10 protein-coding genes are annotated in these 15,549 nt (G+C 74.8%); 6 read left to right on the top strand and 4 right to left on the bottom strand.

The window, feature by feature from the left end:
- Positions 1–45 precede the first annotated feature (45 nt).
- The 6 genes from uvrA (at position 46) to whiA (ending at position 8,641) form a co-directional block, all read left to right on the top strand.
- The gene (uvrA, locus tag J3P32_RS00660) at positions 46–3,105 is read left to right on the top strand and encodes an excinuclease ABC subunit UvrA (RefSeq protein WP_210437676.1); all 3,060 of its coding nucleotides are present in this window, start codon (positions 46–48) and stop codon (positions 3,103–3,105) included.
- A 50-nt stretch (positions 3,106–3,155) separates the two neighbouring features.
- The gene (locus tag J3P32_RS00655; RefSeq protein ID WP_210437673.1) at positions 3,156–3,629 is read left to right on the top strand and encodes a Rieske (2Fe-2S) protein; all 474 of its coding nucleotides are present in this window, start codon (positions 3,156–3,158) and stop codon (positions 3,627–3,629) included.
- Positions 3,630–3,741: 112 nt separating this feature from the next.
- The gene (uvrC, locus tag J3P32_RS00650; RefSeq protein WP_210437671.1) at positions 3,742–5,769 is read left to right on the top strand and encodes an excinuclease ABC subunit UvrC; all 2,028 of its coding nucleotides are present in this window, start codon (positions 3,742–3,744) and stop codon (positions 5,767–5,769) included.
- Positions 5,770–6,639, top strand: coding sequence for an RNase adapter RapZ (rapZ, locus tag J3P32_RS00645; protein ID WP_210437668.1), 870 nt, complete (start codon positions 5,770–5,772; stop codon positions 6,637–6,639). It begins immediately after the preceding gene.
- A 1-nt stretch (position 6,640) separates the two neighbouring features.
- Complete coding sequence (locus J3P32_RS00640; RefSeq protein WP_210437665.1) at positions 6,641–7,609, top strand: gluconeogenesis factor YvcK family protein; 969 nt, start codon at positions 6,641–6,643, stop codon at positions 7,607–7,609.
- 45 nt (positions 7,610–7,654) lie between these two features.
- The gene (whiA, locus tag J3P32_RS00635) at positions 7,655–8,641 is read left to right on the top strand and encodes a DNA-binding protein WhiA (protein WP_210437662.1); all 987 of its coding nucleotides are present in this window, start codon (positions 7,655–7,657) and stop codon (positions 8,639–8,641) included.
- 16 nt (positions 8,642–8,657) lie between these two features.
- Here the strand turns inward: whiA and J3P32_RS00630 are convergent, their stop codons facing one another.
- The 4 genes from J3P32_RS00630 to J3P32_RS00615 are packed head-to-tail and all read right to left on the bottom strand — an operon-like array spanning position 8,658 to position 15,431.
- Positions 8,658–11,699 (bottom strand): FtsX-like permease family protein, encoded by a 3,042-nt coding sequence (locus tag J3P32_RS00630; protein ID WP_210437659.1) that lies wholly within the window; start codon positions 11,697–11,699, stop codon positions 8,658–8,660.
- The gene (locus J3P32_RS00625; RefSeq protein WP_210437656.1) at positions 11,696–13,921 is read right to left on the bottom strand and encodes a hypothetical protein; all 2,226 of its coding nucleotides are present in this window, start codon (positions 13,919–13,921) and stop codon (positions 11,696–11,698) included. Before J3P32_RS00625 ends, J3P32_RS00630 begins: the two co-directional genes overlap by 4 nt.
- Positions 13,918–14,562, bottom strand: coding sequence for an ABC transporter ATP-binding protein (locus tag J3P32_RS00620; RefSeq protein WP_210437655.1), 645 nt, complete (start codon positions 14,560–14,562; stop codon positions 13,918–13,920). The genes J3P32_RS00625 and J3P32_RS00620 overlap by 4 nt, the downstream gene beginning before the upstream one ends.
- On the bottom strand, positions 14,559–15,431 hold the full coding sequence (locus J3P32_RS00615) for an ABC transporter ATP-binding protein (protein WP_210437653.1): 873 nt from the start codon (positions 15,429–15,431) through the stop codon (positions 14,559–14,561). Before J3P32_RS00615 ends, J3P32_RS00620 begins: the two co-directional genes overlap by 4 nt.
- Positions 15,432–15,549 lie beyond the last annotated feature (118 nt).

Here is a 15,549-nt window from a genome sequence, read left to right as displayed (position 1 = left end):
CGAACACGTGTTCGACTCCACCGCATGCCAGATCGAGGATCAACTGTGGCCGACCAGCTCATCATCCGGGGCGCCCGGGAGCACAACCTGAAGGACGTCTCCCTCGACCTCCCGCGTGACTCGCTCATCGTGTTCACCGGGCTCTCCGGCTCGGGCAAGTCCAGCCTCGCCTTCGACACGATCTTCGCGGAGGGCCAGCGTCGCTACGTCGAGTCGCTGTCGGCCTACGCCCGTCAGTTCCTCGGCCAGATGGACAAGCCCGACGTCGACTTCATCGAGGGCCTCAGCCCGGCCGTCAGCATCGACCAGAAGTCCACCTCGAAGAACCCTCGCTCGACCGTCGGCACGATCACGGAGGTCTACGACTACCTCCGCCTGCTCTACGCCCGCGCCGGTCGGGCGCACTGCCCGACGTGCGGGGCGCCGATCGAGCGCCAGACGCCGCAGCAGATCGTCGACCGGATCCTCTCGCTCGAGGAGGGCCGCCGCTTCCAGGTGCTCGCGCCGGTCATCCGCGGCCGCAAGGGCGAGTACGTCGAGCTGTTCCGCCAGCTGCAGCAGCAGGGCTTCAGCCGCGCACGCGTCGACGGCCAGACCCACACGCTCGACGACCCGCCGACCCTCGACAAGAAGCTCAAGCACACGATCGAGGTCGTGGTCGACCGCCTCGCCGTCAAGGAGTCGTCCAAGCGTCGCCTGACCGACTCGGTCGAGACGGCGCTGGGGCTCGCCGGCGGGCTCGTCGTGTTCGACTTCGTCGACCTCGACCCTTCGGACGCCGGCCGCGAAATGAAGTTCTCGGAGAAGATGGCGTGCCCCAACGACCACACCATCGACACCGACGACCTCGAGCCCCGCTCGTTCTCCTTCAACTCCCCGTTCGGCGCCTGCCCCGTGTGCTCGGGCCTCGGCACGAGGATGGAGGTCGACCCCGACCTCGTCGTCCCCGACCCCGGCGCCACCCTCGGCGAGGGCGCGATCGCCCCGTGGAGCGGCGCCCACGTCGCCGACTACTTCCTGCGCCTGGTCAACGCGCTGGGCGAGGAGCTCGGCTTCGACCTCAACACCCCGTGGTCGGAGCTCCCCGCCAAGGCCCGCACCTCGCTCCTCGAGGGCCACAAGACCAAGGTCCACGTCGTCACGCGCAACCGCTACGGGCGCCAGCGCGCCTACTACGCGGCGTTCGAGGGCGTGCGCCCCTACGTCGAGCGCCGCCACCGGGAGGCGGAGTCCGACACCAGCCGCGAGCGGTTCGAGGGCTTCATGCGCGAGGTGCCATGCCCCGCCTGCCGCGGCACCCGGCTCAAGCCGGTGTCGGTGTCGGTGACGCTCGGCGCCCGCGACCAGGGCGGCAAGAACATCGCCGAGGTCTGCGCGCTGCCGATCAACGAGGCGGCCCACTACCTGCGCACCGTCGACCTGTCGGTGCGCGAGCGCCAGATCGGCGAGCGGGTCCTCAAGGAGATCCAGGAGCGCCTGCAGTTTCTGCTCGACGTCGGCCTCGACTACCTCTCGCTCGACCGGCCGAGCGGCTCGTTGTCGGGCGGCGAGGCGCAGCGCATCCGGCTGGCCACGCAGATCGGCGCCGGCCTGGTGGGCGTGCTCTACGTCCTCGACGAGCCCTCGATCGGCCTCCACCAGCGCGACAACCAGCGCCTCATCGAGACGCTCGTCCGGCTCAAGGACCTCGGCAACACCCTGATCGTGGTCGAGCACGACGAGGACACCGTGCGGGTGGCCGACTGGGTGGTCGACATCGGCCCGGGCGCCGGCGAGCACGGCGGCCAGGTGGTGCACTCCGGCACGGTCGCCGACCTGCTGGCACACCCGGACTCGATGACCGGGCAGTACCTCAGCGGACGGCGCGAGATCCCCGTCCCGGCCGTACGCCGCCCGCGCACCCGGGGCCGTGAGCTCACCGTGCACGGCGCGCGCGAGCACAACCTGCAGAACGTCGACGTCAGCTTCCCGCTCGGCGTCTTCTGCGCGGTCACCGGGGTGTCGGGCTCGGGCAAGTCCACCCTCGTCAACGACATCCTCTACACCTCGCTGGCCAAGCAGATCTACAACGCCCGGACGGTCCCGGGCCGGCACACGAAGATCACCGGGCTCGAGCACGTCGACAAGGTGATCCACGTCGACCAGTCGCCGATCGGCCGCACCCCGCGCTCCAACCCCGCGACCTACACAGGGGTCTTCGACCACATCCGCCGGCTCTTCGCCTCGACGCCCGAGGCCAAGATGCGCGGCTACCTGCAGGGTCGGTTCTCCTTCAACGTCAAGGGCGGGCGCTGCGAGGCCTGCTCCGGCGACGGCACGATCAAGATCGAGATGAACTTCCTGCCGGACGTCTACGTCCCGTGCGAGGTCTGCCACGGCGCCCGCTACAACCGCGAGACGCTCGAGGTCCACTACAAGGGCAAGACCATCGCCGAGGTCCTCGACATGCCGATCGAGGAGGCCGCGGAGTTCTTCGCCGCGGTGCCCGCGATCGCCCGGCACATGAAGACCCTCGAGGAGGTCGGCCTCGGCTACGTCCGCCTGGGTCAGCCGGCGACGACGCTGTCCGGCGGCGAGGCGCAGCGCGTCAAGCTCGCCAGCGAGCTGCAGAAGCGGTCCACCGGACGCACCGTCTACGTGCTCGACGAGCCGACGACCGGCCTGCACTTCGAGGACATCCGCAAGCTGCTGGGGGTGCTGTCCAGCCTGGTCGACAAGGGCAACACGGTGCTGGTGATCGAGCACAACCTCGACGTCATCAAGACCGCCGACTGGCTCATCGACATGGGTCCCGAGGGCGGCTCGCGCGGTGGCACGGTGGTCGCCGAGGGCACGCCCGAGGAGGTGGCGGCGGTGGCCGAGAGCCACACCGGCGCGTTCCTGGCGCCGATCCTCGAGGGCCGCGGCGCCCAGCAGCCGGGCGCGCCACGACGCGCTCCGGCGGCCGCGTCCGCCGGCCCCTCGCGCCGGACCGCGACCGCGAAGGCGCCGGCGAAGAAGGCGCCGGCGAAGAAGGCCGCCGCCAAGGCCCCGGCCAAGGCCCCGGCCAGGAAGGCCGCGACGACGGGCGCGGCGCGCACGGCACCGGCGAGGAAGACCTCCTGAGCCCTCGTGCCGCACAGGTTCCTCACAGGCGGGGTGGCTAGGGTCGCAGCATGACCGCCATCAACAGACGTCGTGCCCTGACCGGTTCTGCCGCGATCGCCGTGGGCGTCCCCGTGCTCGCCGCCTGCGGCGCCGACGAGCCGACGGCCACCGACCCGGACGACGCCTCGGCCTCGCCCTCGGACGCGTCGTCCTCGCCCAGCTCCCCGGACGGGACCCAGACCCCAAGCGGTGACGCCGGCGCGCTGGCGAGCACGGCCGACGTCCCGGTCGGCGGGTGCTTCGTGGTGGCGAGCGCCAAGATCGTGCTTACTCAGCCGACGGAGGGGGACTTCAAGGCGTTCTCCGCCGTGTGCACCCACCAGGGATGCCTCGTCGAGTCCAGCAGCGAGGGCGACATCCCCTGCCCGTGCCACGCCAGCAAGTTCTCGCTGGAGAACGGGTCCCCGCTCTCCGGGCCGGCGACCGCCGCGCTCGAGACCGTCGCGATCACGGTCGAGGGCGACTCCATCGCGCAGGCTTGAGCGCGGCCCGTCCCACGACGCGGCGGTGCCCCTGACGTCCCGGACGGTGGTGCCGCGGGTGGGCCCGCACCGGGTCGTGCTGCCTGTCGGGGGCCGCCCGTAGGGTTGTCGGGTGGCCACGCCGAGCTCCTATCGACCCGCTCCAGGGTCGATCCCCACCAAGCCGGGGGTCTACCGGTTCCGCGACGCCAAGGGCCGCGTCATCTACGTCGGCAAGGCCAAGAGCCTGCGGCCGCGGCTGTCGTCCTACTTCCAGGACATCGCCAACCTGCACCCCCGCACCGCCAGCATGGTCACGACCGGGGCGAGCGTCGAGTGGACCGTGGTCGACACCGAAGTCGAGGCGCTCCAGCTGGAGTACAGCTGGATCAAGGAGTTCGACCCGCGGTTCAACGTCAAGTACCGCGACGACAAGTCCTACCCCTGGCTCGCCGTCACCGTGGGCGAGGAGTTCCCGCGCGTGATGGTCGGCCGGGGCGCCAAGCGCAAGGGCACCCGCTACTTCGGCCCCTACAGCCACGCCTGGGCGATCCGGGAGACCGTCGACCTGCTGCTGCGCGTCTTCCCGATGCGCTCGTGCAGCAACGGCGTGTTCAAGCGCTCGGCGCAGATCGGGCGCCCCTGCCTCCTGGGCTACATCGACAAGTGCGCCGCGCCGTGCGTCGGCAACGTCACCGCCGAGGAGCACCGCGAGATCGTCGACGACTTCTGCGACTTCATGGCCGGCAACACCGCGGCGTTCACCAAGCGGCTCGAGCGGGAGATGTACGCCGCCTCCGAGGCGCTCGACTTCGAGAAGGCCGCGCGCCTGCGCGACGACCTCGGCGCGCTCAACCGGGCGCTCGAGAAGCAGGCGGTCGTGCTGCGCGACGGCACCGACGCCGACGTCATCGCGCTGGCCGAGGACCCGCTCGAGGTCGCCGTCCAGATCTTCTACGTGCGGGGCGGGCGCATCCGCGGCCAGCGCGGCTGGGTCGCCGACCGCACCGACGAGGGCGGCACCCCCGAGCTGGTCCAGGACTTCCTGCTCCAGCTCTACGGCGGCGAGACCGAGTCCATCCCGCGCGAGGTGCTCGTGCCCGCGCTCCCGCCCGACCACGACGTGCTCGAGGAGCTGCTCACCGAGCGGCGGGGGAGCAGGGTCGCCATCCGCGTCCCGCAGCGCGGCGACAAGCGCGACCTCCAGCAGACCGTGGCGACCAACGCCGCGCAGGCGCTGGCGCTCCACAAGACCAAGCGCGCCAGCGACCTGACCACCCGCAACCGGGCGCTCGAGGAGATCCAGCAGTCGCTCGGCCTCGACGAGGTGCCGCTGCGCATCGAGTGCTACGACGTGTCCAACCTCCAGGGCACGGAGGTCGTGGCGTCGATGGTGGTCTTCGAGGACGGACTGGCGCGCAAGTCGGAGTACCGCCGGTTCGTGATCCGCGGCGTCGACGGGCAGAACGACGTCGCGTCGATGCACGAGGTGATCACCCGGCGCTTCAAGAGGCTGCTCGACGAGCAGAGCCGGGTCGAGCCGCACGACGCTCCGCCGGCGGCCGCGGAGGGTCGCGCGGCGGCGCAGGCCGGTCCGGACGACACCCAGAGGCCCCTCCTCGTCGACCCCGAGACGGGCCGGCCCCGCAAGTTCGCCTACGTCCCGTCCCTGGTCGTCGTCGACGGCGGTCCGCCGCAGGTCGCGGCCGCGCAGCAGGCGCTGGCCGAGCTGGGCATCAACGACGTCCCGGTCTGCGGGCTGGCCAAGCGGCTCGAGGAGGTGTGGCTGCCCGGCGAGGAGGACCCGGTCATCATGGCCCGCACGAGCGAGGGGCTCTACCTCCTGCAGCGCATCCGTGACGAGGCGCACCGCTTCGCCATCAACCACCACCGCGGCCGGCGCTCGAAGTCGATGGTCGAGAGCACCCTCGACGACGTCCCAGGGCTCGGCGAGGTCCGGCGCAAGACGTTGCTCAAGCACTTCGGCTCGCTCAAGAAGCTGCGCGAGGCGGAGGTCGACGAGATCGCCCTGGTGCCCGGCATCGGCCCGCGCACCGCGACCGCCATCAAGGACGCCGTCGCGAAGGTCGACGCGACCGGCAAGACTGCTGCCAAGGCGCCGACGGTCAACACCGCCACCGGCGAGATCATGGAGGACTAGATGGACGAGCCGACCCCCGGCGAGCTGGTGGTCGTCACCGGCATGACCGGCGCCGGCCGAAGCACCGCAGCCAAGGAGCTCGAGGACCTCGGCTACTTCGTCGTCGACAACCTCCCGCCGACCCTGGTCCGCGACGTGGTCCGCCTCGTCGACGACAGTCGCGGGATCCACCAGCCCATCGCGGTGGTGGTCGACGTGCGCTCCGGCTCGTTCTTCGACTCCCTCCAGGCCAACCGCCACCAGCAGGTCACCGGCCGCCCCACGACGCTGCTGTTCCTCGAGGCCAGCGACGAGGTGCTCGTGCGCCGGCAGGAGGCGGCACGCCGGCCGCACCCCCTCCAGGGCGGCGGCCGCCTGCTGCACGGGCTGCGGCGTGAGCGCGAGGTGATGGCCGACGTCCGCGGCGACGCCGACGTCCTCCTCGACACCTCGAACTTCAACGTCCACCAGCTCCAGGACCGCATCGCGGAGCTGTTCGGCACGGCCGCCACGACCCGGCTGAAGATCACCGTGATCAGCTTCGGCTTCAAGTACGGCATCCCCGTCGACGCCGACTGGGTCGTCGACATGCGCTTCCTGCCCAACCCGCACTGGGTCCCCGACCTGCGCCCCCAGAACGGTCGCGACCCCGACGTCTCGGCCTACGTGCTGTCCCAGCCGGCTGCGGGGACGTTCCTCGAGCAGTACCTCCCGGTGCTCGAGACCGTCGCCCGCGGCTACCTCACCGAGGGCAAGCGCTTCATGCAGGTGGCCGTCGGCTGCACCGGCGGCAAGCACCGGAGCGTCGCGATGACCGAGGCGATCGCCGGGCGGCTGCGGGAGGGGGGCTACGACGTGAGCACCACCCACCGCGACCTCGGCAGGGAGTGACGTGGCCCGCGACACCGCGCAGGCCGCGGTGGCCCTCGGCGGCGGGCACGGGTTGTTCGCGACCCTGTCGGCGCTGCGACGGCTCCACGACGACCTGACCATCGACGACCTCACCGCCGTGGTGACGGTGGCCGACAACGGCGGCTCCTCGGGCCGCCTGCGCGGCGAGTTCGGCGTGCTCCCGCCCGGCGACCTGCGGATGGCGCTCGCGGCGCTGTGCGGCGACGACGAGTGGGGCCGCACGTGGGCGGACGTCGTCCAGCACCGGTTCGCCGGCGAGGGCGAGATGAACGGCCACGTCGTCGGCAACCTCCTGATCGTCGGCCTCTGGGAGCTGATGGGCGACCCGGTGCGCGCCCTGGACTGGGTGGGCCGGCTGCTGGGCGCCCACGGACGGGTGCTGCCGATGGCGACGACCCCGATGGACATCACGGCCCGCGTCCGGGGCGCCGACCCGGCCGAGCCGGGGTCGGTCAGCGTGGTGCGCGGCCAGGTCGAGGTCGCCACCACCGCCGGGCGGATCGAGTCCGTGGCGCTGGTGCCCGAGGCGCCTGAGGCCTGCGCCGAGGCGGTGGAGGCGATCCTGGCCGCCGAGTGGGTGGTGCTGGGGCCGGGCTCGTGGTTCAGCTCGGTCATCCCGCACCTCATGGTCCCCGGGCTGCGCCGGGCGCTCGCCGAGACCGCGGCGCGCCTCGTGGTCGTTCTCAACCTGGAGGCGCAGGCGGGGGAGACCACCGGCTTCGGTCCCGCCGACCACCTCGCCGTCCTCTTCGAGCACGCCCCCGACCTCAGCGTGCACGCCGTCCTCGTCGACGCCTCCGCCCTGGCCGACGACCACCCGCGGCTGGAGAAGGCCGTCGCCGACCGGGGTGCCCGCCTGGTCGTCGCCGACGTCGCCGTCCCCGGTGAGCCGCGTCACGACCCCGAACGTCTCGCCGCGGCGTTCCGCGAGATCGTGGCCGAGGCCTGAGCTGACGGTTCGAGGGTCGTTGACCTGCATGGCAGGATTCGCCCCATGGCAATGACGGCACAGGTCAAGGCGGAGCTCGCCTCGACCCAGATCACCAAGACCTGCTGCCGCAAGGCCGAGGTGGCGTCGATGCTCCGGTTCGCCGGCGGGCTGCACATCGTGAGCGGACGCATCGTCGTCGAGGCCGAGCTCGACACGGGCGCTGCCGCCCGACGCCTCCGCACGGACATCGCGGAGGTCTACGGCCACCCGTCCGACGTCGTCATGGTGCAGGGCAACGGCATCCGCAAGGGCAGCCGCTACCTCGTCCGGGTGACCAAGGACGGCGAGGCGCTGGCGCGCCAGACCGGGCTCCTCGACCAGCGCGGCCGGCCCGTGCGCGGGCTCCCGCCCGCCGTCGTCAGCGGCGGCGGCTGCGACGCCGTCGCGGCCTGGCGGGGCGCGTTCCTGGCGCACGGCTCGCTCACCGAGCCGGGTCGCTCGTCCTCGCTCGAGATCACCTGCCCCGGTCCCGAGGCCGCGCTGGCGATCGTCGGCGTCGCCCGTCGCCTCGGCATCTCCGCGAAGGCGCGCGAGGTCCGCGGGATCGACCGGGTCGTCATCCGCGACGGCGACGCGATCGGGGCCCTGCTCACCCGGCTCGGTGCCCACGAGTCGCTGATGGCCTGGGAGGAGCGGCGGATGCGCCGCGAGGTCCGGGCCACCGCCAACCGGCTGGCGAACTTCGACGACGCCAACCTGCGCCGTTCGGCGCGGGCCGCGGTCGCTGCCGGCGCGCGCGTCGAGCGCGCCCTGGAGATCCTGGGCGAGGAGATCCCCGACCACCTCCGCCAGGCCGGCCACCTGCGGCTCGAGCACAAGCAGGCCTCGCTCGAGGAGCTGGGCCAGCTGCACGAGCCGGTGCTGACCAAGGACGCCATCGCCGGTCGCATCCGGCGGCTCCTGGCGATGGCCGACAAGCGTGCCGAGGAGCTGGGCATCCCCGACACCGAGGCGTCGCTGACCCCGGAGATGCTCGCCGACGAGGCGTGAGCCGGGAACGACCGGCCTAGCGGGCCTTCTCCCGCAACGACGCGCCGCGCGCACGCCGGACGGTCGCCCAGGCGCTCAGCAGCGCCACCGTGCCCAGCAGGACGGCGACCAGCAGCGCGGTGGCACTCAGCAGGGCCGGGTCGACGCGAGCGACGACCCGCGGCCACGACGCCTCCTCGACCTGGCCCAGGGTGATCCGGCCGAGCACGATGAGCTGGGCCGCCGCACCTGCGAGCAGGCCCGCGACCGCGGCCGCGCCGAGCACCACGGCCTGCTCCACCGCCACGGACAGCAGCACCGAGCGGCGCCGGACCCCCACGACGCTGAGCGCGGCGGCGTCCATCCGGCGCCCGGGCAGCTGGATCGCGGTGGTGACCGCGAGCCCGGCCACGGCCATCAGCAGCACGAGGAGCGCGGCGACCAGGTAGAGCCGCAGCGCCAGGGCGTACGCCGTGCCGTCGAGGCGTTCGCGCTCCTGGCCGTGCAGCCGCTCGACGGTGAGCCCCTCGCGGGCCAGCGCGGTGGACACGCGGCCGGGCGTGTCGGCGGCCGCCAGGACGCGCACCTCGAACTCGTCCTCGTAGACCGTGCGGTTGGTCGTGAGGACGGCGTAGTCGATCAGCACGCCCTCGGGACCGAGGAAGGGGACGCTCTCCGCGGCGAGCACGGCCTCGGACGGCGGCGGACCGCCCACCGACGACGTGGCGGCGCCCGCGGCGACCCGGCCCAGCCGGTCCACGGCCTCGCGGCCGGCGACCACGGGGCGCAGGCCGCCGGCCCCGGACGTCAGCCCCGCCTTGCCGGTGCCGTCGGCCGTGACGACGAGGCCGTCGCCGGCGACCCGCAGGCCGTCGGCGGCCTGCGCGATGCCCTCGCCGACCAGGTGCCAGGCGCCGCCGGTCAGCACCTCGGACGCGGCCGCGCCGTCGACCTCGAGCGGGCCGACGACGTAGTCGCCCACGAGCTCGGTCGGCAGGCCCGCCGGTCCGGCGAGCGCGAGTCCCTCGACCGTGCAGCCGTCGCCGCAGGGGACGCGCTCGGTGGCCGAGGAGGCGCCCGGCGGGAACGGCCCGACGTAGGCGTTGAGGGTGTCGCCGCCGGACGTGCGCAGCCGCACCTCGACGGTGACCTCCTCCGCGGCGCGCGGCACGGTCAGTCCCAGGCGCAGCCGGGAGCCCGTCAGCGCGGGCGGCGACGGCCGGGTGACGAGGGCCACCACGTCGTCGACGTCGTGCCCCGGCGTCCAGGACGGGTCCCACAGCGACGCGGCGGGCAGGCGGGGGACGTCGGCGACGACGTACGTGCCGTCCTGGGCGTTCCAGGTGCCGGTCGCCATCAGCCATCGCCCGTCCGGGTCGAGGCGGTGGGTGAGCGCCACCGCCTCGCGCATCGGCAGCTCGCTCGACCACACCGTGCTGGCCGGCGCCTGCGTGGCGGCCACGCTGGCCCGCCAGGCGGCAGCCGCGTCGAAGGTACCGGCCCCGAAGGTCACGACCGCGATCGCGATCGTCAGCGGGAGGACGACGAGGGTGCCGACCGCACGCCGCGCGACCGCCCGCACGGCCAGGAAGCCGGCGACCCCGCGGGGAGGCCGCCGGGCGAGCGCGGCCGCGCCCGCGCGTGCACCGCCGGCGGCGGCCAGCCCGAGCACGGCGGCGATGAGCAGCGGGAGCACCAGGTCGGCGGCGTCGGTGGCGCCCCCGGAGGGCCGGGAGAGCGCGGCGACGACCAGGGCGAGGGTGAGTGCCACCAGCACGAGCGCGGCCAGCACGGCCGGCCGTCCGGCCGGACGGGGCCGCGCCTGGCCGCTCAGCTGGTCGGCGAGGGTGCGGGCGAGGACCGCCCGGGTGGACACCACGCACACCGCGACGGCGCAGCCGACGACCGCCACGCACGCGAGCACGGCGTACGCAGGCACCGGCACCGGGACCCCCGGCGGCAGCCAGGCGCGCACCAGCGCCCACGTGAGTCCCGCGCCGGCCGCGATCCCGGCCGGCACCGCGAGGGCGACGAGGAGCAGCGGCTCGCTCAGCGCCAGCAGCCACGTGCGGCGCCGGTCGGCGCCGCGCAGCGAGGCGAGCGCGAGGTCGGGCACCCGCAGCTCGCCGGCGGCCGACGTGAGCCGGCCGAGCAGCGCGAGGGCGACGAGGACGAGCGACACCACGGCGGGCGCGACGGCGAGGAGCGCGGCGCGACGCTCCCGGTCGACGTCGGTGACGATGCCGTCGAGGTCGTTGTTGGAGACCTCGGCGGCGGTGCCGACCCCCAGCTGCTGCGGAGCCGGGTCCCGGGCGGCGCGGCGGGCCAGCTCGGGCAGGTCGGCGGCGTCGAGGTCGGCCGGCACCTCGATGCGGCTGTCGGCCCGGACGAGCAGCAGGTGCGGCGGCAGGCCGGCGAGCTGCTCGGGCACGACGAGGTACGGCGCGGGCCGGCGCGGCACCTCGGTGCCGGTGCGCACGGTCGCCGGCACGGAGGCCAGCCGGCCCGGCTCGAACCAGAAGTCCTCCAGCGCCTCGCGTCGCTCGGCGGCCACGGCGGGACCGGACGGGTAGGCGTAGGTGCCGACGAGGGTCAGCGTGCCGAACGGCTCGCCCAGGTCGATCCGGTCGCCGAGCGCGTGGCCGTCCTCCTCGGCATCACCGGCCAGCACCGCCACCTCGCCCGGCCCCGACGGGCACCGGCCCTCGATGTCGAGGTAGGCGCACGCGTCCGGCTTCGCCATCAGCATCACCTCGCCGAGCGCGCCGGGGGCGAGCACGCGAGCGGTCTCGAGCTGGGCCGACGGCGCGTGCTGGTCCTCGGGCAGGACCAGCTGGGTCAGCGTGTCGTCGAGCAGGGCGCCCGGGTCGTCGGTGCCGCGGCTGGGCCGGACCTCCCACGTGCGCCCCGTCAGGGCGTTGCGCTCCTCGGCGAGGCGGGTGACGGCGTACGCGTTGCCGACGGCCGCGGCGAAGGCGGGGCCCAGCACGGCCGAGCCGAGCGCCACGACCAGCAGCAGCAGGGTGCCCACCGACAACAGGGAGCGCGACCGGAGTCCGTCGAGCGCCACCCGGATCACGGCGCCACCTCCTCGCGCAGGCGCGCGGGGCGGCTCGCACGGTCGGGGACGAGGTCGGTCCACCACGCGGCGGCCCCCGCCAGCGTCGTCGCCACGGCCCCGGCGAGAAGCACGGCGAGGGCGCGGGGGCCGGTGTCGAGCGGCAGCTGCCCGGGACCGGTCGCGAGCACGGGCAGCGCGCCGGAGAGGGTCACGACCACGAGCAGGGTCGCGGCGACGGTGGCCAGCCCGGCGGCGAGGGCCACCGCGAGGGCCTGCAGGCGGCCGGCTGCGCGCTGGTCGGCCCGACGGACGCCGACCAGGCGCAGGACCGCGCGCTCGTGAGCGCGCTCGCCCCGCAGTCGTGCGGCCGGGAGCAGGACGGCCAGGAGCCCCAGCAGCGCACCGCCGGCGGCGAGCAGCGTGAAGCGCGTCGCGACCCCGCGGTCCGCCGCCTCGACGACGTCGCGGGAGAGCTCGGTGCCCACTCGCGGCGCGCCGATCCCGGCCAGCACGTCGGCCGGGGTGTCGGCCCGCGCCAGCACGAGCGGCTCGGCGCGGGCGACGGTGCCGGTGCCCGGCAGCAGCGAGGTCGGCAGGTCGAGCACGCTGCCCGCGGCCCCGACGACGGGGAGGGCCTCCGCGGTGTCGAGCACCCGTGCGGGTCGCGCCATGCCGCCGGTGGTCGGCGCCTCGGGGCCCTCGGACCACTCCACGGTCTCGGTGGCGAGGACCGGAGCGGCCCACGGCGAGCGGTCGGTGGTGAGGTAGCTGGTGCCGGCGCTGCTCGGCCGGACGCGGAGCCGCGCCGGCGAGGCGGTGACCTCGCCCGGGGGCCGGTCGTCGGGCTCGGCGAGCACCCACGGACGCGCGAGCAGGTCGAGCCCCCCGAGGTCGAGCGCGGTCACGTCGAGCGCGGGCCGCCGGCACCGAGGCTGGGCCCAGGTGTCGGGGTTGCACGGGACGCCGATGGCGACCTCCAGGCCTGTCACGCGGCACCCGGTCTCGCAGCGGGTCAGGGCGGCCGACACCGTCGTCGGCGTGCCGGGCACCGGGCGGGCGAAGACGGTCTGGCGGCCCGCACCGGAGGGGCTCACCGTGAGCACGTCGAGCCGCAGCGGACGCGGACGCGGGCCGGTGAGGGCGAGGCGGACGGTCAGGCGCCGTCCACTGGTGGCGGGCTCGGGCTCGGTCCCGGCGGCCGCGGCGGCGAGGTCGCTCACCTGCTGGGAGCCATCGGCCGCGACGGTCCCGTCCAGGCGGTCGCCAACCACCCGCTCGTAGCGCGTGGCGTCGAGGTAGACCCGGCGCGAGACCGGCCGGTCGTCCTCGAAGACCCGGACGGCCGCCATCAGCCACCTGCCGTCCGGGTCCGCCGTGCGGGTCGCCTCCAGGACCGCGTCGGCAGATCCGTCGAAGGGCACGACGAGAGGTGCGGCGGACGTGACGAGCCTGGTGTCGCGCGCCCAGTCACCGACGGCCAGGGCGGTGTTCGCGGCGCAGCCGAGGAGCACGGCCGACCCGACCAGGACGGCCATCCCGGCCGTGGCGCGGGACGGCGCGAGCCGATGACCCGCGAGCGACGGGCCGAGCGCGGGGCGTCCGGCGAGCCGGCGGGCGACCAGCCGCACCGTCGTGGTCGCGAGCAGCCCGGCCGCGAGCCCGACCACGACCGGGGCGGTGAACGCCCAGGCGTCCGGCACCGTCGAGGAGCGGCGCAGCAGCGCCACGACCGCGGCCACCGCGACGGTCACGGGCACCAGCGCCGCGAGGGTGCCGGACCGGCGGGCCCGCTCGCCGCCGGCGGGTCGGAGCAGGTGGGGCAGCGGTCCGCGCAGGGCGACCAGCATCGCGGTGACGACGGTGGCCGTGGCGGCGAGCCACACCGTGAGGAGCAGGCCCGGAGAGGGACGCTCGGCGCCGGCCGCCACCGGAACGGCCACCCCGGCCGCGCCGCCGAGGACGGCGGTCAGCAGCGGCTCGGCCACCAGCGCGCTCGCCCACCGGGGCCCCCGGCGGCCGTGCAGCCGCAGCAGGGCCGCCTCCTGCCGGCGCGCGGCGCCGAGCGCCGCGCCCGCGCCGGGGAGCACCCCGGCGGTCAGCACGGCGAGGGGGACCAGGAGCGCCCGGCTGCCGCTGCCGTCGGCGAGCACCGACGCGGCTGTCACGAGGGCGATCGCGGCGGCGACGGGCAGGTGCGTCCCCCGCCGGGTCCACCACCCGGCCACCGCGCGTGAGGTCATGCGAGCCGGCCCTCGTCGATCGCGACGTGGTGGTCGGCCGCCTCGACGATGGCCGGGTCGTGGGTGGCGATGACCACCACGCAGCCGCGCTCCGCCTCCGCACGCAGCGCGCCGAGGACCACCGCGACGTTGCCCTGGTCGAGCTCGCTGGTCGGCTCGTCGGCGAGCAGCACGGGAGCGCCGACGACGAGGCCGCGGGCGCAGGCCACCCGCTGCATCTGGCCCCCGGAGAGCTCCTCGACCTGCCGGTCGCCGAGGTCGGCGATGTCGAAGCGGGCGAGCGCCGCCTCGGCGCGGTCGGAGGCGTCGGACCACGGCGTGCCGCGGGCGCGCAGCGCGATGGCGACGTTCTCGCGCGCGGAGAGGATGGGGACGAGGCCGTAGACCTGGAGCACGAACGCGATCTCGGGCGGCGGGTCGCCGTCGCCCTGCCACGTCTCCTGGCCGCGGTACGTCGCCGTGCCCGCGGTCGGTGCGACGAGGCCGCCCGCCACCGAGAGCAGCGTGGTCTTCCCCGACCCGCTCGGTCCCGACAGGGCCGTGACCTTCCCGGCCGGGAACGTCACGGAGACGTCGTCGAGGAGCAGCGGCCCGGGCCGGTAGCTCACGTGGTCGAGGACCAGGTCGCCGGCGGCGCTCATCGCACGCCGTCCTGGGGGATGCCGGTCTCGTCCGCGGGATGGGAGATCACGATCCTCCGCGGCTCGGCCTCGACGCGGACCAACGTGCCCGGGGGCCACTGCGCGGACAGGTGCGAGGGCAGGTGCAGCACGCCCTCGGTGCCGATGACGGCGTACTCGGCGCCGTGGTGCCCCTCCGAGCCGACGCGGCCGCCCTTCATCGTCACCGTCCGGGGGAACGTCGCAGCGACCTCCGGCTGGTGGGTGACGACCACGACGGTGGTGCCGAAGTCGCGGTTGAGGTCGTGGAGCAGCCCCACCACGGCGTCGCGGTCGGCGTGCGAGAGCTGGCTGGTGGGCTCGTCGGCGAGGAGCAGACCGGGTGTCGTGGCGATGGCGCACGCCAGGGCCAGGCGCTGGCGCTGGCCGCCGGAGAGCGTGCTCACCACCTGGTCGGCCTGGTCGGTCAGCCCGACCCGGTCGAGCAGGTCGAACACGGCCGGCGCCCGGGTGGCCTCCTCCGCGGTCATCCCGACCCGGGCGAACTCGATGTTGCGCCGCGCCGTCGTGTAGGGGAGGAGGTTGCGCGTGGCTCCCTGCAGCATCGTGGCCACGCGGCGTGCGCGGAGCCGGGCGAGGTGCCGTTCGCCCATGCGGGAGATGTCGTCGTCGCCGAGGAGGATGCGCCCGGCGCTGGGCCGCTGGATGCCGCCGAGCAGCGCGAGGAGGGTGGACTTGCCCGACCCGCTGGGTCCGAGGAACGCGACCCGCTCCCCGGGCGCGATCTCGAGGTCGACGCCCTGCAGCGCCACCACGTCGTGCCCCTCGAAGGTGCGGTACAGGTGCACCACGCCCGAGCACCGGACGCCGATGCCGCCCCCGTCCTGCACGCGAGTCCCCCCGTAGCCGCCTCGGTCCGCCACCCCGCCCGTGCCGGAGTGCGGGGGACATCATGCACCCCGACCGAGCGGGTCGCCACCGACGCATCGTCGCCCGCGGCCGCCCGGG

Origin of the sequence: Nocardioides xinjiangensis (assembly GCF_017916385.1) — a bacterium.
GTDB classification, from domain to species: domain Bacteria; phylum Actinomycetota; class Actinomycetes; order Propionibacteriales; family Nocardioidaceae; genus Nocardioides; species Nocardioides xinjiangensis.
The sequence above is the reverse complement of the archived record's forward strand: the minus strand, read 5'-3'. Positions and strand labels throughout refer to the sequence as shown.

Excerpts from the sequence above, each read along its gene's own strand:
- rapZ (WP_210437668.1), top strand. The coding sequence starts at position 5,770 with ATGGACGAGCCGACCCCCGGCGAGCTGGTGGTCGTCACCGGCATGACC.
- J3P32_RS00655 (WP_210437673.1), top strand. The coding sequence starts at position 3,156 with ATGACCGCCATCAACAGACGTCGTGCCCTGACCGGTTCTGCCGCGATC.
- J3P32_RS00625 (WP_210437656.1), bottom strand. The coding sequence starts at position 13,921 with ATGACCTCACGCGCGGTGGCCGGGTGGTGGACCCGGCGGGGGACGCAC.
- whiA (WP_210437662.1), top strand. The coding sequence starts at position 7,655 with ATGGCAATGACGGCACAGGTCAAGGCGGAGCTCGCCTCGACCCAGATC.
- J3P32_RS00620 (WP_210437655.1), bottom strand. The coding sequence starts at position 14,562 with ATGAGCGCCGCCGGCGACCTGGTCCTCGACCACGTGAGCTACCGGCCC.